Source organism: Mesorhizobium sophorae, from assembly GCF_002270415.1.
Lineage (GTDB): Bacteria > Pseudomonadota > Alphaproteobacteria > Rhizobiales > Rhizobiaceae > Mesorhizobium > Mesorhizobium sophorae.
The window spans coordinates 596,932-620,229 of record NZ_NNRI01000013.1; the positions used below are offsets into that span (position 1 = coordinate 596,932).

Consider the following 23,298-nt stretch of genomic DNA (forward strand, 5'->3'; position numbering starts at 1 on the left):
GCACGCGGCCCACAGGCGGGCGCCAGGATGCGGCGGCTGGCGAGATCCTGCAGGCCGCCTATGGCCAGCCAGAGGGCAGCGCATGATCGCCTGGCTCGCCTTCGCCATCGGCTGGCGTCGTGCTGGCGCTGGCGTGGCCTTTCTGTACGGTTCCAACACACTCTTGCAGGCGCTTTTGACTGGGATTAAATTCGTGTTTTCGTTTTCGAGGGAGAGCGGAAACCATGCACGTCAACGGCGTTGTCGAACCAGATCAATTGGCGATGCTGACGACCATTTTGGAAGAGCATTGCCAATCCTGCGGCATCCCGGCTGATAGCCTAGATCGCGAGAACCTAGCCGCCCGCATCGTGACGCTTTTTATGTCCGGCATGACCGGCCTTGACGACCTGAAGCGGGCGCTTTCCGGCCAGAGCGACAACGCTTAGAGGCCGAGCCGGGACGAGGACCCATTCCATTTGAGAAGACGAGCTTCACGCAGGATGGAGGCGCGATCGAAGCCTACAAGCGATACAATCTCACGTATCTGCTGCTCTGTAGCACCCGATTGGCTTGCAAGTTCGCGAACGGCCTCGGCCGACAGACTGGGTCTTTTGGGCTCAGTTGCCATAACACCATGCCTCCTGCTGGGGCAGGAGTGCGATGGTCGCTCCCAGGCGTCAACGCCCGTTGCTGTGTTGCTGACGATTTGTGTTTCTACGCTTTCGTACAGGAAATGAATAGCCGTTCCTCGCCTTCATCGCCTCGTGCGCCGTCGTGCTGGCGCTGGCTTGGCTGTTCTGACGCTCATGTGAGTTGCGGCGCTTGTGGTGAGCTTGCTACCCTGCCAAACCATGGATCGGACGCTGAAAATCACCATCCTCCTGGTATTGTTGGCAATCATCTTGGTCATAGGTGCCATGTGGCTGTTCGAGCCACCGCCTGTGATCTCGCGATTGTAAAACGGAAGTGGGCGGGGCGGCCCGGCTGCCGGGGGCAATAGGTGGCCGGCGCCACTCTTCGTTGGGAGATTGCCTGAGAAGGCGCCGGCCGAGCGGTCCACCTGAGGGCCGCCGCATATTCAAAATGCAGAAGGATTAGGCCTTTCGCAGCCTCACGCCAGCGCCGCCACGGTCCGGACGCGTCGCAACAGGCCTCAGCAACTTTGTCGTTGCGAATGCGGCAATGAGCGCCTTGTCCTCAACAACAGTCTCAAGACCGGCAACAGTTGCTCGAGCGGCTGTCACTGCTGCCGCTGCTCCCGCTCGATGTAGACGCGGTTGGCGGTGCGGGTGGAGCCTCGCCGCGTGGTGCTGTCATGCAGCCAGTCAAAAGTAATGCCGAAAACAGGATGAAAAGGCGCATATCGATAACCTCCTTTGGTAGGGTTTTCCATTGTCTGGCGCTTCGCGAGGTTGCGGGGTAACTCCGAGGAACTGAGGCAACAGGCCGTCGCCCCGCTTGGCGTACGTGGAGGGCAATCAACAGCGATATCATGGCAAGCCTCCTTTGTGAGGCTTCCAGTGTCCAGCCGATCAATAGCCAACGCCACCCGTTTCCTGACGCCTTTGGCAGACGACCGTAAGCGGTCTGGCTTTTGGATCAGCCGGCACCATCATGGCCGCCCTTCCGTAGCCTCACACCAGCACCGCCGCCATTCTCGGGGATGAACTCGACGCCGGGCGCTCGCCTTCATCGCCTCGTGCGCCGTCGTCGGCGCGCTGATGTTGCACTGAGGAATGAGGCGGCCCGGCTGCCTGGGGGTCGAGGGGGACAGGCAGCCGAGCCATGCCGGAACTCCTCCCGGCAGTTGATCATGTCCTCTATTAGCGGGAATGCAAATACGCACTTTCCTTCCTTGCCGCATGCGCCGTCGTGGGCTGGCGCCTGGCGCGGCCTGGTCGGCTCATCGATCGGTGGCGGCGACTCCTGAACGCACCTTACCCCGCAAAACGATATTGCGTTTCTACATTGGTTTACGTCGGTGGATTGCGCACTCGATCTTCCAGATCGCGCTGCTTTTCTTCTTTCGAGGCCAGCCGGTTGAAGGCGTATTCGGCAAGCATGGAGCCGGCGAATATGATCAGGAGCGGCGCGGTCCACGTCCAGAAGGAATGCAAGGCAAAAAAGGCCAAACCGGCAACAGCGGCCGAAACCGCAAAGATCGCGAACCGGATCGTCTGGGCCATCTTACTCCCTGTCCAAATTAGGAAGGATCGAGATCTTCGGCTAAGGTGTCAATCGGCCTTTTGTGGCCATAGCTCGATCCTTTCTGTTGATCGCAGCAGTCATGCAGCGGGCCACAGGCAGGCGCCAGGATGCGATGGGAAACGCGCGCTGGCGGGGCTGCCTTACATGGCGCTGGCGCTATACCGGTGACGGGCTTTCTTGGCAGGTTCTTGTTCGGCGCGAGCGTGGGCGCTCCTCATGATCTTGAGGGCTTCGTCTCGGGTTAGGCCGCACTTGCGAGCATAGTACTCCGCTTCGCGCGCAAGCTCGCGAACGGCATCGCTTTCAGGGTTACGCTTCGGTTTCTTGGCCATAAGCTCGATTGTGACTGATTCTGCCGGTCTCGTCCCGTAGTGCTAGAACTTCACCGGCCCGGTCCCGTTCCATCGAATGAACGTGGCATCGCCACGTCAATGTTCGATCCCGTATTCATTCGGCTGCTCTCTTCGGCAGGTAACCTTTGTCCCGCAGGTACATGGTCAAGATCTTCTCGACCATCGACGACACTGACCGCATGTCGTCTTTTGCCGCACGCTCTAACGGTAACAACAGCCAAGCGCATTGGGGAGGCTCCAGAGCCACGGCGCCAAGCCAGGACGAGTGCGAGGCCGAAAACGAGCATGGCGGCGATGTGCTGGACGAGCCGCACGACAGGGAGGCCGACGAACCCTCCCTTGCCTGGACCGAAGCAGTCAACCAAGTGCGCCGGCTGGAGACGGACCCGAACATCTGGCTGATCGAGGATGGCGAGCAGGATGGCGGCGACATGCCGGAAGGCGGCGACGAGCGGGAGCATCCTGACCACTACTGATCATTCCGCAAGCGAAACGACTGGCCCGCTGCCTCACGGTGGCGGGTTTTTTTCTGCGGACAGCAGCGCTCCTATTTGCCGCCTACGCGGGGTTATAATCCGGCGCGTCATAGGGTCGGGCAACAGCCCACCGCTCGTCCAACGCCAAGATTTAAGATATAGAACATATTCGGGCAGATCACCCGACCTGCCCGATTATCGAGGGAGGATGTCTTATGCCAACGTTCATAGTTACAGGGTCCTATTCAGCCACGGCAGCGATGGGAATGATTCACACTCCATCAAACCGAGAAACGGCGGCCCGTGCCATCTTTGAAGCAGCAGGCGGGAAACTGCATTCTTTCTACGTCACGACGGGCGAAAATGACTGGATGGCAATCACGGAATTCGGGGACGGTGCTGACCTGATCCCCGCACTTCTCGTCGTCGGCGCAGCGGGAGCAGTATCGAATGTCAAAACCGTGCGAGCGTACACCGGCGCGGAGTTCAAGGCGGCTCAAGAGAAGGCCGGCAAAATCGCTTCTTCCTACAAATCCCCGGCAAAATAAGCAGTGGTGCACCAGCACGGGCGAGTAATTTATCACGCTGATAAGTCTGGCCCGGCGGCTTCGGCTTCCGGGCCATTCAGCCTGCAGTATAGCCAAGCCACGCCAGGACGACAGCTACCGGGAGGGCGACCCAACTGACCCACACCGGGACCGTTGTATGCCCGATGACGACCTGAAAGCCTGTGGCAAGCCGCACGACCTGCACAACGGCGGCGATGGTGAAGATAAAACCGACAAACATCGCATATTGAGAAGCGGTCATTGCAGCCTCCTTGGCGCTGTGAGACGAGTTCCCAACTTACTCCGTTAACTCAGGTTTCTCAATCGTCGTCGGGTTTTCCGGCCTGTTATGCGGGAATCGATGGCGGCGGAATTGGCCCGGCGGCATCGGCTTCCGGGCCTTTTTGTTAGCGGCGTTCCTGACCAAAGTGGAGATAGAGCAGGCCGGCGCACAGGATCAGACCGCTTCCAGCCAAAAAGATCAATCCGATGGAAATGACCCAAACTAGCACTCGCTGCCTGTCGGTCATTCCGTTGTACCACGATTGCATAGGCAGCCCCCGATTTTCGCGAACTGGGTACCACTCAATTGGGGATTAGCCAATGGCTCGCTGCAGGTGGTGGCGGGCATCAGTTCAGCTAATGGCAGGTGTAAGGCGGCTGCCACGGACACCTGAGGACGCCGAGCCTTTTTCAAATGGTTTCGTCCCCATGGAGAGGTCGAAGAACTCCCAATATAGGAGATCCAGGTCAGCGGACGTTTTGCGAAGTGACTCTAGGTCGATCTCTACACTGACAGGGTTGAGAATGTTTTTGGGGCTGTCGAACCTCATGTGCAGCACAGCCAACCGGTCAGGCGCAATGAGATTATCTGAAGAGATAGAAAAATTCAGCCGTCCATGAGCGAGCATGTCGCGCACATCTTTAAGGGTCAACATCCGCTGGAACGTAGCTTCGACCATGCTGACGGAGAGGCCGCGCTTGGAATTTCCGCGCGAAAGGACTTTCCGAATGTCCTTCATCTTTGTTGCGATCGGTTGCTTCATCACTTTCGCGATGCGATCGTCGATCTTGCCGGAACTGACGCCTTCGAACGCCACCTCACTCAGTACCAGCAGGTCAAACTGCTGTTCGACATAAGACCACAAGGCGAGAATACGACCTATCTCGGCCAACATGGCGTCCGACGGCAAGGGGACAGACGATATCGTATTTTGCCTATGAATCATGTTGCGTCCATGTCGCGTGGACCTGCCGATAGTCGCCTTGGCGCCGCTTTCCACGCCCCTATTTTGCTGGGTCGCAGTCCGCATAAAATGTAGAGGCCATCGGGATTTCTCCCATCGAAGCCTTGGTAAGCTGATTGACCACCAAGCCAGTGTCGAAGACAGTGTCCATCATCGCCACGCCTCCAAACACGTAGACCAGCACGGTATAGGGTTGCGCCCGATCATATCTGTTGACGACCAGCCCTTCCGTTGTCTCATTGCCAAAGACAACCTTGGCGATGCCGCCTATCACTGGCTCGAAGATATAAATTGTTTCACCGTAGCGAATTCGATCCACATCGGTTTGGAAACCGGCAGCAAGTCGCGATAGCGAGACACCCGCCCACACTCTCGCCGAACAGTGAACTACTTTAGTTGGGTTCTCTGCCGCCAACGAGGATGCGGCGAAAGAGAAGGCGATGAGCGAAGCGATGGGACCCATCCACCTAGCTTTTTTCAGAAGTCTCACAGTGTGGCCCCCAGCTCGAAAAAGAAACTGGCAACATTGCAGGAAAGAACTGGCACGGCAATGTAGAAGGGCGGCGGGTGCGTTAGCCAGCGGCCGGTGTTCTTCACCTGTGTTCCTGATTATGCGGGAATCGATGCGCGGCGAAACGGTGGAGCGGTCTGACTTTCAGTGCCGCTGCCGCTGCGTCACGGTGGCGGGCTTTTTACGGTAGGAAGGTCACCTCGTGCCCGCATTCGCGGCACTTGAACAAATCGCTTTCACCTCCGCTCACTTGGCAAACCATGGGCTCGTGCTTTGCTCGGGATATCCAACAGCGCGGGCATTGTGGCGCCTCGTCTATGATGGGCTGATACCTATGCACGCGGCTAGCCGCAGAGGCAGCGTTGTCCAAATTGGATTTCAGTTTTGCCCCAGTTTCATCGTGAAGGGCCATCTTGTGCCGTAGTGTTCCGGCCTTCCGTTGCTCCCTGAAAGCTAACTCTGCGGCCTCGGCCTTGAGCGTTTCCCTTAGATCGACCATCCCTCCCCAGGCAAAGCCCCCATGTCGCGTGGACCTGCCGATAGTCGCAGGGTCGCGGCCAATTGCAAGCAAGAGGATTCGCGGAGGGATATTGGCCAAAAATTGGACAGGTGAGGGGAGATTTTCGCTAAGTGCTTGATTTAACTGGTACGCCCAAGGGGAATCGAACCCCTGTTACCGCCGTGAAAGGGCGGTGTCCTAACCGCTAGACGATGGGCGCGCTCAGACGAAGCGGCTTATACTGGCGTTGTGCGCAACCGGCAACCCGTCAGGTGCCGCCTTGGACAACTTTTTTCCAGCCTGCCAAAACAGGGATGTTGTCGCGTACGGCAAGGCGCCGGTGTGCTGCCAATCATGCCGAGTGGCGGCCCTGCCAAAGTGGGCAAGGGTAAGGGAGGGAAGACTTTGGTCTGGGCAGGGCGCATGCCATGGCGATCGGCGGAGACGCGCCTATCGCTTCGTTATCCACGGGCGGAGCAAAGGAGCGAAGTGACGCTGCACGGCGCGACTAGCCGTCGCCGCCGCTGCGCCTACGGCAGCGCCAGTTCCAGTCGCGTTCGGGGCCGACGTCGACGTGAACGGATTCGGTGTGGCAGTAGGTGCCGACGCCGCCGCGGCCGGGCATGCTTCTGATGTAGTTCGCCAGCTCCCATTTCGAAACGCCGGGGACCTGGATGTCGGCGGCGGCGCAGTACATGTGCAGCGAGTTCTTGGCGCCATTGGCGCGGCGGTTGCGGGCCGGATCGCGATAGCCTGATGTCACCATCATCTTGCGGCCGTAGTGGCCTTCGATCGTCTTCAGCACGCGGACCAGCGACGGCTTCAGGCAAGCCACATCGACGCTCTCGTTCTGCTTGAGCAAGCCATTGGGCGCCAACCGCGCCATGCCGGCGGCGGACGCGACCTGATAGGAGCCGCCGATTGGACCCTCGTCCTCGTTGAGGTCGACGTCGCTCTCGTCATCGAGGCCGGATTTGCGCTTGATTTCGAACAGGGCTGTCTGGCGCACGCCTGGCAGCGCATCGCTACCGGTGATGTGGCCGCTTTCGCCACCGGTCGAGGCCAGTTGCAGCGGCTTTGCCGTGGAATCGGCCGAGGCCAGTGTGATGATCGGTTTTACGGCTGCTGGCGCCGGCTTGGCTTGCGCCGCGGGCAGGTCGCCCGACCTCGTGTTGATGAGCGGGGAAGGCGCGGCCGAGGCGGGCGTGGCGCCAAACATCGAGGCCAGGAAGCCTTTTTTCTTCGGCGCGTCGGCCTGCGGCATCTCGCCTGCCGTCACGTAGACCGCATTGTCCAACACTGGCGCGGCAGACGGTTTCGGCGCGTTTACGCCGGCATCGGCGGCGGCAATCTGCTGGGCAACCGCGTCGTTCTGCTGCGCCGTCTGCGCCGGCTGCTGCAGGGACTGCGGGGTTTGTCCCGCGATCGTCTCGGTGCCAGCCGGCGTGGTCAGCGGAAAGGCGGCCTGCGGGTTGGCCACGGGCACATAGGCGACCTTTTCAGGGAGTGCCGTATCGCTTGCCGTCATCACGGTCGTCTGCTCGGTCGTGGTCTGCGTCGAATCGACGACGGTGGTCGACTTGCCATTCGAGGCAGCGCTTATGTCCGATGCGGTGGCATTGTAGCCGGGCATTCCAACCGACATCGTCGGGTCGCCGGCCGAGGTGCAGGAGGCCAGAAGCAGGGAGCAGAGCGCTGCCACGACGGCGCGGCGTTCTCCCTTTGCGAGGCTCCATCCTGCTGATTTCAAAGTCAAATTCCCCCTCGATGTCCGGTCGGTATATCCTTGGCGCGGCCCTGATATCGGTGCCAAGTGACCGTTGTCTCCGATCCGGAAACGAGACCTGTGTCAAATCCGCAAGCCTGGAAGTATTTTTGCAGTTATTGCCGAATTACGGCCGCGCGGTGGTTGACGACACCATTTCGCCCGCTTTTACCGGCCCGTCAACTCACCAGACATTACAGTCCGTTACACACGCACTTTCACATAGGTGCCGGGGGCATCGCCCAAGGTTTTCATATGCTTGCCGGGTTTGCGGGCCGGAACGCGGGTGTTGTCCTTGGCCTCTATCCAGCTTTGCCAGTGCGGCCACCACGATCCGGGATGGTCGGTGGCTTTGGCTATCCACTCACCGAAATCGCCCGTCGGCGTCCCTCCGGTCCAGTACTGGTATTTGTTGGATGCCGGCGGATTGACGACCCCGGCGATATGGCCCGATCCCGCCATGACGTATTCGACCTTGCCGCCGAAATATTTCGAGCCGAGGAACACCGAAAGCGCCGGCGCGATGTGATCTTCCTTGGAGGCGAGGTTGTAGATCGGGATGGTGATATCGCCGAGCGAGACCGTGTGGCCCGCCAGTTCCATCATGCCTTGCGAGAGGTTGTTCTCGAGGTAGCAGTTGCGCAGGTAGAACGAATGATTGGCCGCGCCCATGCGGGTCGAATCGGCATTCCAGTAAAGCAGGTCGAAGGGCAGGGGATCCTTGCCGCGCATGTAGTTGTTGACGACATAGGGCCAGATCAGGTCGCCCGAACGCAGCATGTTGAAGGCGGTCGCCATCTTGGTGCCGTCGAGGTAGCCCTTTTCGCTCATCGACTTTTCCACGGCCGCGACCTGCTCTTCGTCGACGAACACTTTCAGGTCGCCGGCATAGGTGAAGTCGACCTGCGTGGTGAAGAAGGTGGCCGACTTGATGCGGTCGTCGCCTTCCCGCGCCATCAGCGCCAGTGCCGCCGCCAAAAGCGTGCCGCCGACGCAATAGCCGATCGCGTTGACGTCCCGCTCGCCGGTGGCCTTCTCGACCATGTCGAGGCCGTATTGCAGGCCCTCGCGAATATAGGCTTCCCAGCCCTTGGCGCCGTGGCGCTCGTCCGGATTGATCCAGGAGATGACGAAGACGGTGTGGCCCTGTTCGATCGCCCAGCGGATGAAGGATTTCTGCGGGTTGAGATCAAGGATGTAGAACTTGTTGATCCATGGCGGGCAGATCAGCAGCGGCCGCTTGAGCACCGTCTCGGTCGCCGGATCGTACTGGATGATCTCGGCGACGTCGCTGCGGCCAACCACCTTGCCGGGGGTGGTGGCGATGTTCCTGCCGATCTCGAAGGGCGAGTAGTCGGCTTGGCGCAGCTTCAGGTCGCCCTTGCCGGCGGCGATGTCCTCGGCCAGCATCTTCATGCCGCGTACCAGGTTCTCGCCGTTCGAGGCGACGGTTTCGCGAAACAGTTCCGGGTTGGTCAGGATGAAATTCGACGGCGAGATGGCGTTGGCCACCTGCTTGACGTAGAAGCCGGCCTTGTGGCGGGTGTGCTCGTCCAGACCGTCGGCGTGCTCGACCAGATCGGCCGCCCAGCGCGAGGTGACGAGATAGGCCTGCTTGAGAAAATCGAAGAAGGCGTTGCGGCCCCATTCGGGATCGAGGAAGCGCTTGTCGCCACGTTCCGGCTTCACGGCATCTTCGGTGGCTTCCGCGGCATTGCTGGTGCGCTGAATGGCGTTGGCCCAGACGGTCATGTAGCCGGAGAACAGCCGCGTCTGCGCTTCCAGCGCGCGCTGCGGATCGGACAGCCAGTATTCGCTGAGCTTGGAGAAGGTCTTCACCATGTCGACAACAGGCTCGGCGACGTGATCGCGCACATCGCCTTTTTCGCGCGGCTCGGCCCATGCGGAGGCCGCTTTGCCGGCTTGCTCGATCATGCGCGCCATGTTCAGGGCGAAGCGTTCCGGGTCCTTCACCAGATATTGCTCGACGGTCGAAGGCTCGTCATCTTCCGCTTTGCCCGAATCGGGTGTCTTGGACATGGTTCGCGGGGTTCCTCCCGAAGCGTTTTCTTGACATATTAACATGGGACATCCGACGGGGTCCAATCTCGCTCTACCGCGGCTGCCAAGGAAACAATATGACGATTAACATTGGCGAGACTGTTTTTTTCGGTGCCGGACGTTTTTGCCGCATTGGGGCGGCAATCGTCCTCATTGGGATTGCCGGCTGCTCCAGCACCGGCGGCCCGGCGCCTGTGACGGGGGCGAAGGATACCGGCACCTTTCCGAACCTGAACATCAAGCCGCAGGTGGCGGCGCCGCAGTTCACCGACGCCGAGAAGAACGCCAAGCTCGCGCAATTGAAGGCCGATGAGAGCGCGCAGGCGGCAAAGAACGGCAAGCCCGACGTGGCCGACCAGGCGGCGCTCACTGATCTTGCCAAAAAGCATGGCGACGAAACGCTGAAGCAGATCGAAGGCAAATGCGATCCCGCCCTCGACCCTACCTGCAAATAAGTATATAGCGCGCGCCCAAAGCCCTTAGATATCTGGCCCCTTTGCTGTCTGGAACTGCCATGGAAGAATTTCACAAGGTTCGCCGGCTTCCGCCTTACGTCTTCGAGCAGGTCAACCGGCTCAAGGCCAGCGCCCGTTCGCGCGGCGCCGACATCATCGACCTCGGCATGGGCAATCCCGATCTGCCGACACCCAAGGCCATCGTCGACAAACTGTGCGAGGTCGTGCGCGATCCGCGTACGCATCGTTATTCCTCGTCTCGCGGCATTCCGGGCCTGCGCCGCGCCCAGGCCGCGTACTATGCCAGGCGCTTCGGTGTGAAGCTCAACCCCGACACGCAGGTGGTGGCGACGCTCGGCTCGAAAGAGGGCTTCGCCAACATGGCACAGGCGATCACCGCCCCTGGCGACGTGATCCTGTGCCCCAATCCGACCTATCCGATCCACGCCTTCGGCTTCATAATGTCGGGCGGCGTCATCCGCTCGCTGCAGGTCGAGCCAGACGACGGCTTCATCCCGGCGCTCGAGCGCGGCGTCCGCCACTCGATCCCGAAGCCGCTGGCGCTGATCCTCAACTATCCGTCGAACCCGACGGCGCTGGTCGCTTCGCTCGATTTCTACAAGGACGTCGTCGCCTTCGCCAAGAAGAACGACATCATCATCCTGTCCGACCTTGCCTATTCGGAGATCTATTTCGACGGCAATCCGCCGCCGTCGGTGCTGCAGGTGCCGGGCGCGATCGACGTCTGTGTCGAATTCACCTCGATGTCCAAGACCTTCTCCATGCCCGGCTGGCGCATGGGCTTTGCGGTCGGCAACGAACGGCTGATCTCGGCGCTGACCCGGGTGAAATCCTATCTCGACTACGGCGCCTTCACGCCGATCCAGGTGGCAGCGGCACACGCGCTCAATGGCGACGGCGCCGACATTGCGGAGGTGCGCGACATCTACCACAAGCGCCGCGACGTGATGGTCGATGCCTTCGGCCGCGCCGGCTGGACCATTCCGGCACCCGCGGCATCGATGTTTGCCTGGGCGCCGATCCCGGAGCCGTTCCGTCATCTCGGCTCGCTCGAATTCTCCAAGCTGCTCATCGAACACGCCGACGTGGCGGTGGCGCCCGGTGTCGGCTTCGGCGAACATGGCGACGATTTCGTGCGCGTGGCGCTGGTCGAAAATGAGCACCGGATCCGGCAGGCGGCGCGCAACATCAAGCGCTTCCTGTCGGCCAGCGCCAAGCAACCCAACAATGTGGTGCCGCTTTCCGCTCACCGGTAAGTTTGCCGCAGACAATTTCGATCTGACTTGAGGGACGTCGCCGGCCATGGCTGAAGCATTGCGTGTTGGAATTGCCGGTCTTGGCACGGTTGGCGCGTCCGTGGCGCGCGTGCTGCGCGACAAGGCGGCGGAACTGACCCGGCAATGCGGGCGCGACATCGTCGTCGCCGCGGTTTCGGCGCGTGACCAGAAACGCGATCGCGGCGTCGATGTCAGTTCGGCAAAGTGGTTCGACGATCCCGTCAAGATGGCGCAGACAGCCGATATCGACGTGTTCGTGGAACTGATCGGCGGCGACGAGGGGCCGGCGCGGTCGTCGGTGAAGGCGGCACTCGAAGCCAGCCGTCATGTCGTCACCGCCAACAAGGCGCTGCTCGCCAAGCATGGCGTGGCGTTGGCCGAGATCGCCGAGAAGCGCGGCGTGCTGCTCAACTACGAGGCTGCGGTGGCGGGCGGCATTCCCGTCATCAAGACCATGCGCGAGGCGATGGCCGGCAATTCGGTCAACCGCGTGTTCGGCATCCTCAATGGCACCTGCAACTACATCCTGACCCGCATGGAGGCCGAGGGCATCTCGTTCGACGCCTGCCTGAAGGACGCGCAGCGGCTCGGCTATGCCGAGGCCGATCCGACCTTCGACATCGAGGGCCACGACACCGCGCACAAGCTGTCGATCCTGACCAGCCTTGCCTTCGGCACAAAAATCGCTGCCAACGATATCTACATGGAAGGCATTTCCAACATCACCCAGGCCGACATCCGCGCGGCCGGCGATCTCGGCTACCGGATCAAGCTGCTGGGCGTTGCCCAGCGCACCGACAGCGGCATCGAGCAGCGCGTGCACCCGACCATGGTGCCGACCGCCTCGGTCATCGCGCAGGTGCACGGCGTCACCAATGCAGTGGCGATCGAGACCGACATATTGGGTGAATTGCTGCTTTCCGGCCCCGGCGCCGGCGGCAACGCCACGGCCTCGGCGGTCATCGGCGACATCGCCGACATCGCCAAGAGCCGGCCCGGCTTCCAGCATGGTCCGGTCTTCGGCCGGCCGGCGAAGGAACTGAAACCCTACAAGAAGGCGCAGATGCGCAGCCATGCCGGCGGCTACTTCATCCGGCTGACCGTGCATGACCGCATCGGCGTCTTTGCCGCGATCGCCAAGCGCATGGCAGACAACGACATTTCGCTGGAATCGATCGTCCAGCACGCGGTCAACGGCGAGGCGGCGGCGCAGAAGACAGTGATCCTGGTGACGCACGAGACGACCGAGGCCGCCGTACGCAAGGCCGTCGACGGGATCACCAAGGATGGCCATCTGACCGACAAGCCGCAGGTCATCCGCATCGAGCGGGCAGGGTAGCTTCTCCATTCAGGTCGCCGCGCGGGAGAGGAATCCCGCCGGTATTGCGCGTCGGTCTGGTGGCAAGCCGCCACGACCGACCGGAACGAATTCGCTTGGGCACCGTTTCCTTGGTCAGCAACCAAAGGAACCGCTTCATGGCCGATACCAACAAGTCCGACAGCCCCCACATCGACGACATCCAAAAGACGCTGGAAAAGCAGATCGCCGAACTGCGCAAGGAGATCACCAAGATCAACAAGAGCATTTCGGCGCGGAGCGCGGAAATGCTCGACGACGCCAGCGAGCAGGCTTCGGATTTGTACGATACAGCCGCAGCCCGCGCGTCGCGAACCGCACAGCAGTTGCGCAGCCAGGCGCAGGCGGTGTCGGATGTCGCGCGCGACAATCCCGGTACGACGACGGCTGTGATCGGCGTGATCGGCCTGCTCGGCTTTCTGGCCGGCCTCGCCATTGGCCAGTCGATGAACGACAACTCGCGCCGCTGGTATTGACCGCGGAGTGATGGAGCCGGCCTTGCCGGCTCATTTCTCTGTTTTCAGCACGTCATTGCCAGGAGGGCACCATGGCTTCATCGATGTTGATCAGCATCCTGATCACGTTCCTCGTCATCATCCTCGTTCTCTATCTGGTTCAGCGCCTTCCGCTGGACGCCCGGATGAGACAGATCGCCCAGATCATCGTCATCATCATCGGCATCATTTCACTGCTCAAATACCTTGCGGTTTTCTAGGCCGCAGCGGCTCGATTTTCCACTTTACAAGCCGGCCCGGTTCTTTACGACCGGGCCGGCCTCGTTTCAAGAATGCGGTTTAATCGATTGATATTGCTGGTTATTCGATAAAAATCCTGTGAGGTCTTGCCGTTGTCATGCTCGTTTGACAAAAGAGACGCGCCTCCGGCGGGAGGCCGCATATCAACGAGGAAAATTGCCAGATGAACGTGGCCCAGAACATTGTCGCCGGCCTTGACCGGATACTCACCATGGAGCTGGTGCGCGTCACTGAACGCGCCGCCGTCGCGGCTGCCAGGCTGCGCGGGCGCGGCGACGAAAAGGCGGCCGACCAGGTCGCCGTCGATGCCATGCGCCAGGAGCTCAACCGGCTTGCCATCAGGGGCACGGTGGTGATCGGCGAGGGCGAGCGGGACGAGGCGCCGATGCTCTATATCGGCGAGGAAGTCGGCTCGGGCAAAGGCCCGGCGGTCGATATTGCGCTCGATCCGCTCGAAGGCACGACGATCTGCGCCAAGAACCTGCCCAATGCGCTCGCCGTTATCGCGATCGCCGAGAAGGGCAGCCTGCTGTTCGCGCCCGACGTCTACATGGACAAGATCGCCATCGGTCCCGGCTATGCCGACGGCGTCATCGATATCGACGCCTCGCCGGCCGACAACATCGCCAGCCTTGCCCGCGCCAAGGGCGTCGCGGTGTCGGACATCACCGCCTGTATCCTCGACCGGCCACGCCACACCAAGCTGATCGACGCCGTGCGCGCCACGGGTGCAGCGATCCGGCTGATCGGCGATGGCGACGTCGCCGGCGTCATCCACACCACCGATCCCGATGAAACCGGCATTGACATCTATCTCGGCACCGGTGGCGCACCGGAGGGTGTGCTGGCAGCGGCGGCGTTGCGCTGCACGGGCGGCCAGATGCAGGGCCGGCTGATCCTCGACACGCCGGAAAAGGTCGCACGCGCCGCCAAGATGGGTATTTCCGATCCGAAGCGGGTCTATCGGACGGAAGACATGGCGCGCGGCGATGTGCTGTTTGCGGCCACCGGTGTCACCGACGGCAACATGCTGGCCGGCGTCAAGTTCGGCCGCAACACCATCACCACCCACACGATCGTGCTGCGCTCGTCGTCGCGGACGGTGCGCGAGATCAAGGCCAGGCACCAGGATCTGGATAAGTTCTAGCTTTCTTCCCGTTGTTGGCTTAGGCGCTTGCGGACCAGCATCGCAGTTGTTAGCCCTGTGGCTGCGTCGGATGACGCAGGCCGCAAGGATTTGAGGATGAAACCGTTCGACTGGCATGCGGATGCGATTTCGCGTGCCACCGCTGTCACGAAGTCCTATCGCAACACGCAGAACGTGCGCCGCTTTTTCACCCGCGAATGTGGCGATGCGTTCAGGTTCGACCGGCCGTTCATGGCTTGGCTCAAGGACGGTGTGGACAAGACCATGGGCGACGCGGCCGACGAATGGCTTCGGCGCCAGGCTGAAAAGCGGAAAGCGTAGTTTTCTTGGCATCTTCCCCGACGGTGCATCACCGCGAACCGCTTGGCTTTGCCTGCCTTAGGCTGTTGCCTGTGCATGTCGTTGTCCCAAAACCGCTGCACAGTTTTGGGCGACATGCACTATCCTGCGGCCAACCATGAGTTGGCAAACCGCATGACCGGCGACAAACGCCTCTTCCTCGATGTCAGGCAGTCGGCTACCGGGGTTTCCTGGGAGCACCGGCTGACCGAGCGGCAGGACATGGTCGCGCTCGCCATCGCGCAAGGCCACGGCGTGCCCGACATCGTCGCGCGGGTGCTTGCCGGTCGCGGCGTCACCGCCGAGCAGACCGAGAGGTTTCTCGACCCGACGATCCGCGACCTGTTGCCGGATCCGGCGTCGCTGACCGACATGGACAAGGCGGCGGCCCGCATCGCGGCTGCGGTGATGGCCAGGGAAAAGGTGGCGATCTTCGGCGACTACGATGTCGACGGCGCTGCCTCGTCGGCCTTGCTGAAACGGTTCCTGGCGCATTTCTCGGTACCGTCGGAAATCTATATCCCTGACCGTATTTTCGAGGGTTATGGTCCCAATCCGGATGCGATGCGCGAACTGGTTTCGCGTGGCGCGACGCTGATCGTCACTGTCGATTGCGGCACCAACAGCGCCGTTTCCATCGACGCCGCCAATGCAGCCGGCGCCGATGTCGTCGTGCTCGACCACCATCAGGTCGGCGGTGCCTTGCCGGCGGCAGTTGCCGTCGTCAATCCCAACCGCGATGACGACCTTTCCGGACAGGGCCATCTCTGCGCCGCCGGCGTGGTCTTCCTCGCCCTTGTGCAGACGGCCAAGATCCTGCGCGGGCGGACAGTAGATGCCACGCCGCCGGACCTGCTTTCCCTGCTCGATCTCACCGCACTTGCCACCGTCTGTGACGTGGTGCCGCTGACCGGCGTCAACCGTGCTTTCGTGGTCAAGGGACTGCAGATGGCGCGCCAGCAGAAGAACGAAGGGCTGGCTGCACTTGCACGGGTGTCGCGCATCGGCGAGCCGATTAGCACCTTCCATCTCGCCTATCTGATCGGCCCGCGCATCAATGCAGGCGGGCGCATCGGCGATGCCGCGCTTGGCAGTCGCCTGCTTGCCACCGACGATCCGGTCGAGGCCCGCACCATTGCCGAGACGCTCGACCGGCTAAACCAGGAACGGCAGATGATGGAGCAGGAGATGCTGGCAGCGGCCCGCGCCGAGGCCGATGCCGAACTTGCCGGCGGCAACGGCCCGGCCATCGTCGTCACCGCCAGCAACAACTGGCACCCGGGCATTGTTGGCCTGCTCGCTTCACGGCTGAAGGATCATGCGCGCCGGCCGGCCTTCGCCATCGCCTTCAATGCCAGCGGCACAGGTACCGGCTCGGGCCGCTCCGTATCGGGCTTCGACCTCGGCCGGCTGGTGCGCGAGGCGGCCGATGCCGGGCTGATCATCAAGGGCGGCGGCCACGGCATGGCGGCCGGAATCACAGTGGAGCGGGCGAAGCTTGGCGAGCTCCGGGCATTTTTCGAAGAGCGGGCGGCGGCCGACGTGTTCCGCCTGCAAGGCGAGGAAAGCCTGGCGATCGATGGGGCACTTGCCGCCGAAGGCGCGACGCTCGTCCTTCTCGACGCGCTAGAGAAAGCCGGACCGTTCGGCGCCGGGCATGCGGCGCCGGTCTTCGTGCTGCCGCGTCACCGGCTCGCAGATGCACGGCCGGTTGGCACCAACCACATCCGCGTCGAGCTGCAATCGGACAGCGGCGGCCGCATACAGGCGATCGCCTTTCGCGCCGTCGATACCGCACTTGGCGAATTCCTATTCAAGAACCGGGGCAAGACGGTGCATGTCGCCGGCTCGCTGTCGGCCAACTACTGGAACGGCAACCGTACGGTGCAATTTCGCATCATTGACGCGGCACGTGCGTAGGGTCACCGTGGGGCGGCCTAGCTAGTTTCCGTCCACAAACGCCAATATATTGATATTATTACGTGAATCGGAGCTTTGCGTAAGCAAGGCCCGGCGGTTTCAGGTACACTTTGGTTTCATGCCACTGATTCCAAAGCACAATCTGCCACCGCCGGAGCCGACAATGCGCCAAGAACGCACCGTCCAAGCGAGCATATTCGATCTTTTCGCCACACACGAGATCGGCCATGAACTGAAGGCGATGTCGCAATGGCTGGATGAGCATCGCGACCTACTCGGGCTGGTGGCGCGGGACCTGTGTCGAGATGGCGTCAAGGCCACTGGACGGCAAGGGTTGCCCGCCGAAGCAGTGTTGCGTTGTGCGCTGCTCAAGCAATACCGCCAGCTGAGCTATCAGGAGCTGGCGTTCCATCTTGAGGACTCCGCCTCGTTTCGTGCCTTTGCGCGGATGCCATGGTCGTGGAGTCCGCAGAAGTCGGTGCTGCAAAAGACGATCAGCGCGATCAGGCCCGAGACCTGGGAACAGGTCAATCGGACACTCCTGTCGGGCGCTCGGCAGGCGAAGCTCGAAGACGGCACGGTCGTGCGATTGGACAGCACCGTGACCTCGGCACTCATGCACGAGCCGAGCGACAGTAGCCTGCTTTGGGATGCCGTGCGGGTCATGGTGCGCCTTCTGAAGCGGGCCGATAGCTTGGTCGGCGGCGCTGGCGCATCATGGCGCGATCATTGCCGCGCAGCCAAGAAGCGCGCCCGCAAGATCCAGTTCACGCGCGGCCGACCCAATCGCGTCCAACTCTACCGCGAACTGATCGTAATCACTCGCGCGACCTTGGCCTATCTGAAGGAGGCGACCGAGCGATTGGCCGAGGCGAGCACTCCGCCGCCCATCGCACTGTGGCAGGCCCAGGTTCGTCACTATCGGCCGCTGATCGAACGCATCATCAGACAGAGCGAGCGGCGCGTGCTGGCCGGCGAGCCGGTGCCGGCCCGCGAGAAGTTGGTCAGCCTGTTCGAACCGCATGCCGATATCATCGTCAAAGGCAGCCGCGACACCGAATACGGCCACAAGCTCAACCTGACCTCCGGCAGGAGCGGCATGATCCTCGATCTGGTCATCGAAGCAGGCAACCCGGCCGACAGCGACCGCTTGCTGCCGATGCTGGAACGCCACATCGACATCTATGGTCAAGCGCCGCGGCAAGCCGCCGCCGATGGCGGCTTCGCCACGCGCGACAACCTGGTTAAAGCGAAGGCGTGGGGCGTCTCCGACATGGCATTCCACAAGAAAGCCGGCCTCAGGATCGAGGACATGGTCAGAAGCAAGTGGGTCTATCGCAAGCTACGCAACTTCCGCGCCGGCATCGAAGCTGGCATCTCTTGCCTCAAACGTGCTTACGGCCTGGCTTGCTGCACCTGGCGCGGCCTCGACCACTTCAAGACCTACGTCTGGTCCTCGGTCGTGGCCTACAACCTCGTCCTCTTCATTCGCCTCAAAGCGACCTGACGCCGACCAGGCATCGCAGTCGCACCCGCACCGGCCAATCCGGTCGCGGGGCGTGCGCCTAATCGCGCTCGTAGCACCGCTCTGACCAAACCAGCGCCGGTAGTTCCGTCGCATGCCTTCAAATGCTCTGCCAACCGAGGATAAGCGATTGTAAACGCTGTAAAAAACGCAGGTTTATGGACGGAAACTAGCTAGGATCGTATTTGCTTCCGAAATTCGCCTGGCGCCATTCGCGTTGGTCGGCGCGCGTCATGAGCCTGTTTCCTTGCCTTGGAAGACGTGAATCAGGCGAGAACGGACTGCAGCCGGGTCAGTTCACCGATCTGCGCCATCGTCGCCTGATAGCCGAGGCTGATCGCCTCTTCGGCGCGGTGGAATTCGGTCAGGCCGACATGGCTGAGCTTCGGCTGCAGCGACATGTCGGGCGGATCGCCGGCAAGCCTGGCGCGCGAGATGCGGTCCTGGATGATGTTGAAGGCCTCGACCATGACGCCGGTGATGCCGAGCCGCGTCTGATGCGAATGGTGCTCGGGATCGACCCGGCCGGGCCGCGGCGCATCCTTTTCGATGACCAGCTCGCCGGCGCTGTGCTTGATGACGGCGGCGCGGCCGAACAGATCGTAGTGGAGGTTGACCGCCACCACGAGCGGCTGCTCATAGGCGCGGCAGACCGAAACCGGCACCGGGTTGACCAGCGCTCCGTCGACCAGCACGCGGCCGTTGCAATTCACCGGCTCGAACACGCCGGGCAGCGCATAGGAGGCGCGCATTGCGGTGATCAATGAGCCGCTCGACAGCCAGATTTCGTGGCCAGTGCGGATTTCGGAGGTGACGGCGACGAACGGCTTGGCCAGGTCCTCGAAACGAATGCCGGCCATGTGCTCGCGCAGTCGGGCGTCGAGCTTCATGCCGCCGAACAGGCCGCTGCCGCGCAGATTGAGATCGAGCAAGCCAAAAATGCGTCGCTTGGTCAGGCTGCGGGCGAATTCTTCCAGTTCGTCCAGTTTGCCTGAGAGGTAGCAGCCGCCGACCAGTGCTCCGATCGACGTGCCGGCGATCATCGAGACTTCGATGCCGGCCTCATCGAGCGCGCGCAGCACGCCGATATGCGCCCAGCCTCTGGCGCAGCCGCCGCCCAAAGCGAGCGAAATACCGGTTTTCCTTGGTGGTTTTGTTTCGGATGCGCCGCCCGACGAGGACAGGCCATTGGCCTCCCTGACATCTGGTTTGTTACGCAATGACGCCCACTCGAGCATCATGATCTCCCTTGTCCCACGGCTAATATAAGGGCGGGCCGTATCGAAATGGTGAATCTATGTGACTTGGATCAGGCAGGAGGTTCAAGCTGATGGTTTCCGATACGTGGTTTCCGCATCGAACAGCGGCTTGCTGCCGTCGTCAACAAGCGTCCCCTTGCCGTCGACCAGCCCCACCGTCCGATAAAAGCATGAACGTCGACCCGTGTGACAAGTTGCGTCGTGGCCCAACACTTTGACGCGCAGCCACAATGCATCCTGATCGCAATCGGTGCGCATCTCGACGACATGCTGAAAATTGCCTGACGTTTCGCCCTTCTTCCACAGCGCGTTGCGCGAACGCGACCAGTAGTGGGCGATGCCTGTCTCCAGCGTCAGCGCCAGCGCTTGCGCATTCATGTGCGCAACCATCAGCAGCACGCCGTCTTCGGCGTCGGTGACGACGACCGTGACGAGGCCGGTCGCGTCGAAGCGCGGTGAAAACACCGCGCCTTCCTCCAACGCTTTCTTGTCCGACGGAGCTTTCGGAAATTCCAGTGCCGACATCGCCGGTCCTTATCTAGCGATATTGGCTAGGGGTTTACAGCCCGCCACCGCGCACCATTGTGACGAAACGAACCTGCTCTTCGGGCGTGTCCTTGAAGACGCCGGTGAAGGTCGAGGTGAGGGTGGTTGAGCCCTGCTTGCGGATGCCGCGCATGGCCATGCACATGTGCTCGGCCTCGATCATGACGGCGACGCCGCGCGGATTGAGCACATCCTGGATGACACCGGCGATCTGCGCCGTCAGCGCCTCCTGGGTCTGCAGGCGATGGGCAAAGATATCGACCACGCGCGCGATCTTGGACAGGCCGACGACCTTGCCGTCCGGCAGGTAGCCGACATGCGCCTTGCCGATAATCGGCACCATGTGGTGTTCGCAATGCGAGTGGAACTGGATGTCCTTGACGATGACCAGGTCGTCATAGCCGGCGACCTCCTCGAAGGTGCGACCGAGCTCTTCCGACGGGCACATGTCGTAGCCGCCGAACATTTCGCGGAAGGCCTTGGCCACCCGCTTCGGTGTGTCGACCAGCCCTTCGCGGTCCGGATTGTCGCCGGTCCAGCGCAAAAGCGTGTGCACGGCGGCCTCGACTTCGGCTTCGCTCGGCCGATCGGTGACCGGCTTCTCCATATAGGCTGACTGGGGCATGAGTTTCTTGATGACGGCATCCATAAAGGCGTCTCCCGTAGTCCCTCTCGGCGGAGGAACGAGTTGAACGGACCACGACCTTTCGGTGTCAGAAACTTGCCCGGTTTCCAGCCCGTAAGTGGCGTGAACTTCCCGGCAAGGACACTGGCTTTCGTTGTCTTGTCGATACCGGACTGCCAGCATTATATAAGGTCATGACGAGCGAAAGGAAGACACGACAGCGGCAATCGCTGTTCGCTTGGCGGCGACGGATTGGAAAATAATGATCAACGACGTCTATAATGCGAAAATTCTCGGTTTTGCCGGAAACATCGCCCGCATCGGCCGCCTCGACCATCCTGACGCGACCGCAAAGGCGCATTCCAAATTGTGCGGCTCGACCGTCACCGTCGACCTCACGATGGAGGACGGCGTCGTCACCGACTTCGCCCACGACGTGAAGGCCTGCGCGCTCGGCCAGGCGTCATCCTCGATCATGGCGCAGCATGTCGTCGGCGCGAGTGCCGAGGAATTGCGCGCGGTGCGCGACACTATGCTGAAGATGCTGAAGGAAAATGGCGCCCCGCCTGACGGCCGCTTCGCGGACCTGAAATATCTGGAACCGGTGCGCGACTACAAGGCGCGGCATGCCTCGACCATGCTGACCTTCGACGCCGTGGTCGACGCGATCGGCCAGATCGAGAAGAAGCGCGCCGAAGAAGCGGCCTAGACTTCGCTATCCTCGGTCCCGCGAAGCTCTTCGACAAGCCAGTCCGCAAAAATCTCCGCCTGTCGGCTCAGGCGCTGGAAATCAGGCGCGACAAGCCAATACGCACCATAAGGTATTTCCATCTCAAATGGACGAACCAAGAGCCCGGCCCGAAGGTCTGCGCCGTTCAGGATGCGGTCGCCCAAAGCGACGCCGTGCCCGAGTTTCGCGGCCTGCATGGCAAGCGCTGCGTCGGTATAAAGTGGTCCTCTCTGCTGGGCGAGATCTGGAAGGCCCAGTGCCTGAAACCATGTCGCCCAGCCATCGCGATTGTAGTCATGGAGCAAGGTATAGTGCCGCAGGTCGGCCGGCGATGTCAGAGGCACGCCCGACGAGAGCAACTCCTGTGCAAGGACCGGGGTAACCAGAACGTCGACCAGATGCCGCGCTTGAGTGCGCGGCCAAGACCGGGCATTCGCTCCGTATCGAATCGCGATTTCTGCTTCGTGTCCGCGAAACTCTATGAGCCGAGAGTCCGCGTCGACTGAAATGTCGATCTCGGGGTGGCGCTGCTGAAACGAATTCAGTCGCTGTATCAGAAATTCGCCAGCAAAGGACGGTTCGACGCTGACCCGCAAAGGGCTCTGGGCCGGCTTGCTCAGAACCTGTGATAGCTGGCGATCGATGTCGTCAAAGCTGGTGGTTAACTGAGTCAGGAGAGTTCGCCCTGTTTCCGTCAGTTCAACCCTGCGATGAAGCCGCTCGAACAACGGCCTGCCGATCAGCACCTCTAGTTCTCTTATTTGCCGGCTGATCGCCGCCTGCGAGACGAAAAGCTCCTCGGCGGCCTTGCTGAAGCTCAGATGCCGGCCCGCCGCCTCGAAGCTCCTCAGTGCCGTCAGCGGCAGGCGTCCGCGCTTCATTCGCATAACCTCAGATTATCCGAAGTGGAAATTATACTCGTTTGAAGGCGAGGGCCAGCGGCGGTCTAATCCGCGTCAAAGGAGACACGGTCATGATCCAGATACTGAGCATCTTCGGCGATGTCATGCGGATCGTAACGTTCCAATGGCGTGACGGCAGACCGCATGCAAAGCGCCGCGAAGAGCCGGTCAGTCCTGATCGGTGGGCGCCTTCGGCCGGCCGGCAGCCGTTTCGCCGTTTCCGACCCTGATGGCATGGCGAGTGGGCAGAAGGGATTGCGTTCTCCAGCCGAAGCCCACATCTATCGCGTGGGAGACGCGATTGTATCGAGCATGGTCCCTGGACAAACGGTTTCCGTTTGTCAGAGGAAACCGGTTCCACTTTCGGGATCATGCTCTGGAGCGGAGACTGCGGTGGGTCACCAGCACGGGCATATCGCCGGACCGCCAAAGCGCGGCCGCAACTGGCCCGGCCCGTGGCGCAAGACGCCCGGCCGGCTCCTGGGAACGTCGCTCGTGCGCCTGTACCAGCTGACGCTGTCGGGCTTCGTCGGCAATTCCTGCCGGCACCTGCCGACCTGTTCCGAATATGCGCATGAGGCGATCGCCCGCCATGGTCTGTGGGCCGGCGGCTGGATGGGATTTTTCCGGGTGCTGCGCTGTGGGCCCTTCGGGACGCATGGCATCGACCTTGTGCCGGAGGTGCTGGCGGATCGCTACGTCTGGTTCACGCCGTGGCGGTATTGGCGGATCGGCAATAAGCGCGGCCAGGCGCAGGGCTGATGGAGCTGCCGAGGTTTCTGTTTACGAT

26 protein-coding genes and 1 tRNA gene are annotated in these 23,298 nt (G+C 61.6%); 15 read left to right on the top strand and 12 right to left on the bottom strand.

The genetic code is table 11. The annotated features are described in order from the left end of the window. Nucleotides 1-224: 224 nt before the first annotated feature. Complete coding sequence (locus CGZ66_RS22160; RefSeq protein WP_095087811.1) at nt 225-428, top strand: hypothetical protein; 204 nt, start codon at nt 225-227, stop codon at nt 426-428. Between the two features lie 794 nt (nt 429-1,222). Here the strand turns inward: CGZ66_RS22160 and CGZ66_RS39980 are convergent. Both CGZ66_RS39980 and CGZ66_RS22175 read right to left on the bottom strand, forming a co-directional pair. Next, entirely contained in the window at nt 1,223-1,375 is a 153-nt protein-coding gene (locus CGZ66_RS39980; protein ID WP_167392208.1) for a hypothetical protein, read from the bottom strand. Between the two features lie 580 nt (nt 1,376-1,955). After that, nucleotides 1,956-2,168, bottom strand: coding sequence for a hypothetical protein (locus CGZ66_RS22175; RefSeq protein ID WP_095087815.1), 213 nt, complete (start codon nt 2,166-2,168; stop codon nt 1,956-1,958). Between the two features lie 500 nt (nt 2,169-2,668). On the opposite strand from CGZ66_RS22175, the gene CGZ66_RS22185 reads away from it, so the two are divergent. Together CGZ66_RS22185 and CGZ66_RS22190 are read left to right on the top strand one after the other, a co-directional pair. After that, nucleotides 2,669-3,019: a hypothetical protein gene (locus tag CGZ66_RS22185; RefSeq protein WP_143748811.1), complete on the top strand. Its 351-nt coding sequence runs from the start codon at nt 2,669-2,671 to the stop codon at nt 3,017-3,019. Between the two features lie 215 nt (nt 3,020-3,234). After that, entirely contained in the window at nt 3,235-3,567 is a 333-nt protein-coding gene (locus CGZ66_RS22190; RefSeq protein ID WP_095087818.1) for a GYD domain-containing protein, read from the top strand. Nucleotides 3,568-3,643: 76 nt separating this feature from the next. On the opposite strand, the gene CGZ66_RS22195 is transcribed toward CGZ66_RS22190, so the two are convergent. The 6 genes from CGZ66_RS22195 to phaC form a co-directional block, all read right to left on the bottom strand. Then, nucleotides 3,644-3,829, bottom strand: coding sequence for a hypothetical protein (locus tag CGZ66_RS22195; RefSeq protein ID WP_095087819.1), 186 nt, complete (start codon nt 3,827-3,829; stop codon nt 3,644-3,646). Nucleotides 3,830-4,202: 373 nt separating this feature from the next. Next, nucleotides 4,203-4,745: a hypothetical protein gene (locus CGZ66_RS22200; protein WP_206073740.1), complete on the bottom strand. Its 543-nt coding sequence runs from the start codon at nt 4,743-4,745 to the stop codon at nt 4,203-4,205. Between the two features lie 109 nt (nt 4,746-4,854). Continuing rightward, complete coding sequence (locus CGZ66_RS22205) at nt 4,855-5,304, bottom strand: hypothetical protein (RefSeq protein WP_143748813.1); 450 nt, start codon at nt 5,302-5,304, stop codon at nt 4,855-4,857. 665 nt (nt 5,305-5,969) lie between these two features. Beyond that, nucleotides 5,970-6,044: transfer RNA gene (locus CGZ66_RS22215), tRNA-Glu, on the bottom strand. Nucleotides 6,045-6,332: 288 nt separating this feature from the next. After that, nucleotides 6,333-7,580 (bottom strand): YcbK family protein, encoded by a 1,248-nt coding sequence (locus CGZ66_RS22220; protein WP_095087828.1) that lies wholly within the window; start codon nt 7,578-7,580, stop codon nt 6,333-6,335. Nucleotides 7,581-7,793: 213 nt separating this feature from the next. Further along, on the bottom strand, nt 7,794-9,629 hold the full coding sequence (gene phaC / locus CGZ66_RS22225; RefSeq protein ID WP_095087830.1) for a class I poly(R)-hydroxyalkanoic acid synthase: 1,836 nt from the start codon (nt 9,627-9,629) through the stop codon (nt 7,794-7,796). A 98-nt stretch (nt 9,630-9,727) separates the two neighbouring features. Between phaC and CGZ66_RS22230 the strand changes: the two genes are divergently transcribed. The 9 genes from CGZ66_RS22230 (at nt 9,728) to CGZ66_RS22270 (ending at nt 18,428) form a co-directional block, all read left to right on the top strand. Further along, on the top strand, nt 9,728-10,105 hold the full coding sequence (locus tag CGZ66_RS22230; RefSeq protein WP_095087832.1) for a hypothetical protein: 378 nt from the start codon (nt 9,728-9,730) through the stop codon (nt 10,103-10,105). A gap of 59 nt (nt 10,106-10,164) precedes the next feature. Beyond that, nucleotides 10,165-11,382: an LL-diaminopimelate aminotransferase gene (locus CGZ66_RS22235; RefSeq protein ID WP_095087834.1), complete on the top strand. Its 1,218-nt coding sequence runs from the start codon at nt 10,165-10,167 to the stop codon at nt 11,380-11,382. Nucleotides 11,383-11,428: 46 nt separating this feature from the next. Further along, entirely contained in the window at nt 11,429-12,742 is a 1,314-nt protein-coding gene (locus CGZ66_RS22240; protein ID WP_095087836.1) for a homoserine dehydrogenase, read from the top strand. 137 nt (nt 12,743-12,879) lie between these two features. Beyond that, nucleotides 12,880-13,236, top strand: coding sequence for a hypothetical protein (locus CGZ66_RS22245; protein ID WP_095088121.1), 357 nt, complete (start codon nt 12,880-12,882; stop codon nt 13,234-13,236). A gap of 71 nt (nt 13,237-13,307) precedes the next feature. After that, complete coding sequence (locus tag CGZ66_RS22250) at nt 13,308-13,475, top strand: Thivi_2564 family membrane protein (RefSeq protein WP_095087838.1); 168 nt, start codon at nt 13,308-13,310, stop codon at nt 13,473-13,475. Nucleotides 13,476-13,678: 203 nt separating this feature from the next. Then, nucleotides 13,679-14,662, top strand: a complete 984-nt coding sequence (gene glpX / locus CGZ66_RS22255) for a class II fructose-bisphosphatase (RefSeq protein WP_095087840.1) — start codon at nt 13,679-13,681, stop codon at nt 14,660-14,662. Between the two features lie 96 nt (nt 14,663-14,758). Next, nucleotides 14,759-14,983, top strand: a complete 225-nt coding sequence (locus CGZ66_RS22260; RefSeq protein WP_095087842.1) for a DUF6434 domain-containing protein — start codon at nt 14,759-14,761, stop codon at nt 14,981-14,983. A 153-nt stretch (nt 14,984-15,136) separates the two neighbouring features. Then, on the top strand, nt 15,137-16,921 hold the full coding sequence (recJ, locus tag CGZ66_RS22265; RefSeq protein WP_095088123.1) for a single-stranded-DNA-specific exonuclease RecJ: 1,785 nt from the start codon (nt 15,137-15,139) through the stop codon (nt 16,919-16,921). Between the two features lie 163 nt (nt 16,922-17,084). Then, entirely contained in the window at nt 17,085-18,428 is a 1,344-nt protein-coding gene (locus tag CGZ66_RS22270; protein ID WP_095088125.1) for an ISNCY family transposase, read from the top strand. Between the two features lie 284 nt (nt 18,429-18,712). Here CGZ66_RS22270 and CGZ66_RS22275 read toward each other — a convergent pair whose 3' ends face one another. The 3 genes from CGZ66_RS22275 to folE form a co-directional block, all read right to left on the bottom strand. Next, complete coding sequence (locus CGZ66_RS22275; RefSeq protein WP_095088127.1) at nt 18,713-19,684, bottom strand: patatin family protein; 972 nt, start codon at nt 19,682-19,684, stop codon at nt 18,713-18,715. Nucleotides 19,685-19,768: 84 nt separating this feature from the next. Next, nucleotides 19,769-20,230, bottom strand: coding sequence for a phosphoribosyl-AMP cyclohydrolase (gene hisI / locus CGZ66_RS22280; protein ID WP_095087844.1), 462 nt, complete (start codon nt 20,228-20,230; stop codon nt 19,769-19,771). Between the two features lie 34 nt (nt 20,231-20,264). Then, the gene (gene folE / locus CGZ66_RS22285; protein ID WP_095087846.1) at nt 20,265-20,900 is read right to left on the bottom strand and encodes a GTP cyclohydrolase I FolE; all 636 of its coding nucleotides are present in this window, start codon (nt 20,898-20,900) and stop codon (nt 20,265-20,267) included. 238 nt (nt 20,901-21,138) lie between these two features. On the opposite strand from folE, the gene CGZ66_RS22290 reads away from it, so the two are divergent. Continuing rightward, complete coding sequence (locus CGZ66_RS22290; protein ID WP_095087848.1) at nt 21,139-21,585, top strand: iron-sulfur cluster assembly scaffold protein; 447 nt, start codon at nt 21,139-21,141, stop codon at nt 21,583-21,585. Here the strand turns inward: CGZ66_RS22290 and CGZ66_RS22295 are convergent. Continuing rightward, the gene (locus tag CGZ66_RS22295) at nt 21,582-22,487 is read right to left on the bottom strand and encodes a LysR substrate-binding domain-containing protein (RefSeq protein ID WP_095087850.1); all 906 of its coding nucleotides are present in this window, start codon (nt 22,485-22,487) and stop codon (nt 21,582-21,584) included. The genes CGZ66_RS22290 and CGZ66_RS22295 overlap by 4 nt on opposite strands. Before the next feature lie 92 nt (nt 22,488-22,579). Here CGZ66_RS22295 and CGZ66_RS22300 point away from each other — a divergent pair, with 92 nt between their 5' ends. Together CGZ66_RS22300 and yidD are read left to right on the top strand one after the other, a co-directional pair. Then, nucleotides 22,580-22,738, top strand: coding sequence for a hypothetical protein (locus CGZ66_RS22300; protein ID WP_095087852.1), 159 nt, complete (start codon nt 22,580-22,582; stop codon nt 22,736-22,738). A 163-nt stretch (nt 22,739-22,901) separates the two neighbouring features. Further along, the gene (gene yidD / locus CGZ66_RS22305; RefSeq protein WP_095087854.1) at nt 22,902-23,270 is read left to right on the top strand and encodes a membrane protein insertion efficiency factor YidD; all 369 of its coding nucleotides are present in this window, start codon (nt 22,902-22,904) and stop codon (nt 23,268-23,270) included. Nucleotides 23,271-23,298 lie beyond the last annotated feature (28 nt).

What these genes read in the sequence shown, in the direction of transcription:
- CGZ66_RS22160 (WP_095087811.1), top strand. Translation starts at nt 225, where the DNA reads ATGCACGTCAACGGCGTTGTCGAACCAGATCAATTGGCGATGCTGACG.
- CGZ66_RS39980 (WP_167392208.1), bottom strand. Translation starts at nt 1,375, where the DNA reads ATGGAAAACCCTACCAAAGGAGGTTATCGATATGCGCCTTTTCATCCT.
- CGZ66_RS22175 (WP_095087815.1), bottom strand. Translation starts at nt 2,168, where the DNA reads ATGGCCCAGACGATCCGGTTCGCGATCTTTGCGGTTTCGGCCGCTGTT.
- CGZ66_RS22190 (WP_095087818.1), top strand. Translation starts at nt 3,235, where the DNA reads ATGCCAACGTTCATAGTTACAGGGTCCTATTCAGCCACGGCAGCGATG.
- CGZ66_RS22195 (WP_095087819.1), bottom strand. Translation starts at nt 3,829, where the DNA reads ATGACCGCTTCTCAATATGCGATGTTTGTCGGTTTTATCTTCACCATC.
- CGZ66_RS22200 (WP_206073740.1), bottom strand. Translation starts at nt 4,745, where the DNA reads ATGTTGGCCGAGATAGGTCGTATTCTCGCCTTGTGGTCTTATGTCGAA.
- phaC (WP_095087830.1), bottom strand. Translation starts at nt 9,629, where the DNA reads ATGTCCAAGACACCCGATTCGGGCAAAGCGGAAGATGACGAGCCTTCG.
- CGZ66_RS22230 (WP_095087832.1), top strand. Translation starts at nt 9,728, where the DNA reads ATGACGATTAACATTGGCGAGACTGTTTTTTTCGGTGCCGGACGTTTT.
- CGZ66_RS22235 (WP_095087834.1), top strand. Translation starts at nt 10,165, where the DNA reads ATGGAAGAATTTCACAAGGTTCGCCGGCTTCCGCCTTACGTCTTCGAG.
- CGZ66_RS22240 (WP_095087836.1), top strand. Translation starts at nt 11,429, where the DNA reads ATGGCTGAAGCATTGCGTGTTGGAATTGCCGGTCTTGGCACGGTTGGC.
- CGZ66_RS22245 (WP_095088121.1), top strand. Translation starts at nt 12,880, where the DNA reads ATGGCCGATACCAACAAGTCCGACAGCCCCCACATCGACGACATCCAA.
- CGZ66_RS22250 (WP_095087838.1), top strand. Translation starts at nt 13,308, where the DNA reads ATGGCTTCATCGATGTTGATCAGCATCCTGATCACGTTCCTCGTCATC.
- glpX (WP_095087840.1), top strand. Translation starts at nt 13,679, where the DNA reads ATGAACGTGGCCCAGAACATTGTCGCCGGCCTTGACCGGATACTCACC.
- CGZ66_RS22260 (WP_095087842.1), top strand. Translation starts at nt 14,759, where the DNA reads ATGAAACCGTTCGACTGGCATGCGGATGCGATTTCGCGTGCCACCGCT.
- recJ (WP_095088123.1), top strand. Translation starts at nt 15,137, where the DNA reads ATGACCGGCGACAAACGCCTCTTCCTCGATGTCAGGCAGTCGGCTACC.
- CGZ66_RS22270 (WP_095088125.1), top strand. Translation starts at nt 17,085, where the DNA reads ATGCGCCAAGAACGCACCGTCCAAGCGAGCATATTCGATCTTTTCGCC.
- CGZ66_RS22275 (WP_095088127.1), bottom strand. Translation starts at nt 19,684, where the DNA reads ATGCTCGAGTGGGCGTCATTGCGTAACAAACCAGATGTCAGGGAGGCC.
- hisI (WP_095087844.1), bottom strand. Translation starts at nt 20,230, where the DNA reads ATGTCGGCACTGGAATTTCCGAAAGCTCCGTCGGACAAGAAAGCGTTG.
- folE (WP_095087846.1), bottom strand. Translation starts at nt 20,900, where the DNA reads ATGGATGCCGTCATCAAGAAACTCATGCCCCAGTCAGCCTATATGGAG.
- CGZ66_RS22290 (WP_095087848.1), top strand. Translation starts at nt 21,139, where the DNA reads ATGATCAACGACGTCTATAATGCGAAAATTCTCGGTTTTGCCGGAAAC.
- CGZ66_RS22295 (WP_095087850.1), bottom strand. Translation starts at nt 22,487, where the DNA reads ATGAAGCGCGGACGCCTGCCGCTGACGGCACTGAGGAGCTTCGAGGCG.
- CGZ66_RS22300 (WP_095087852.1), top strand. Translation starts at nt 22,580, where the DNA reads ATGATCCAGATACTGAGCATCTTCGGCGATGTCATGCGGATCGTAACG.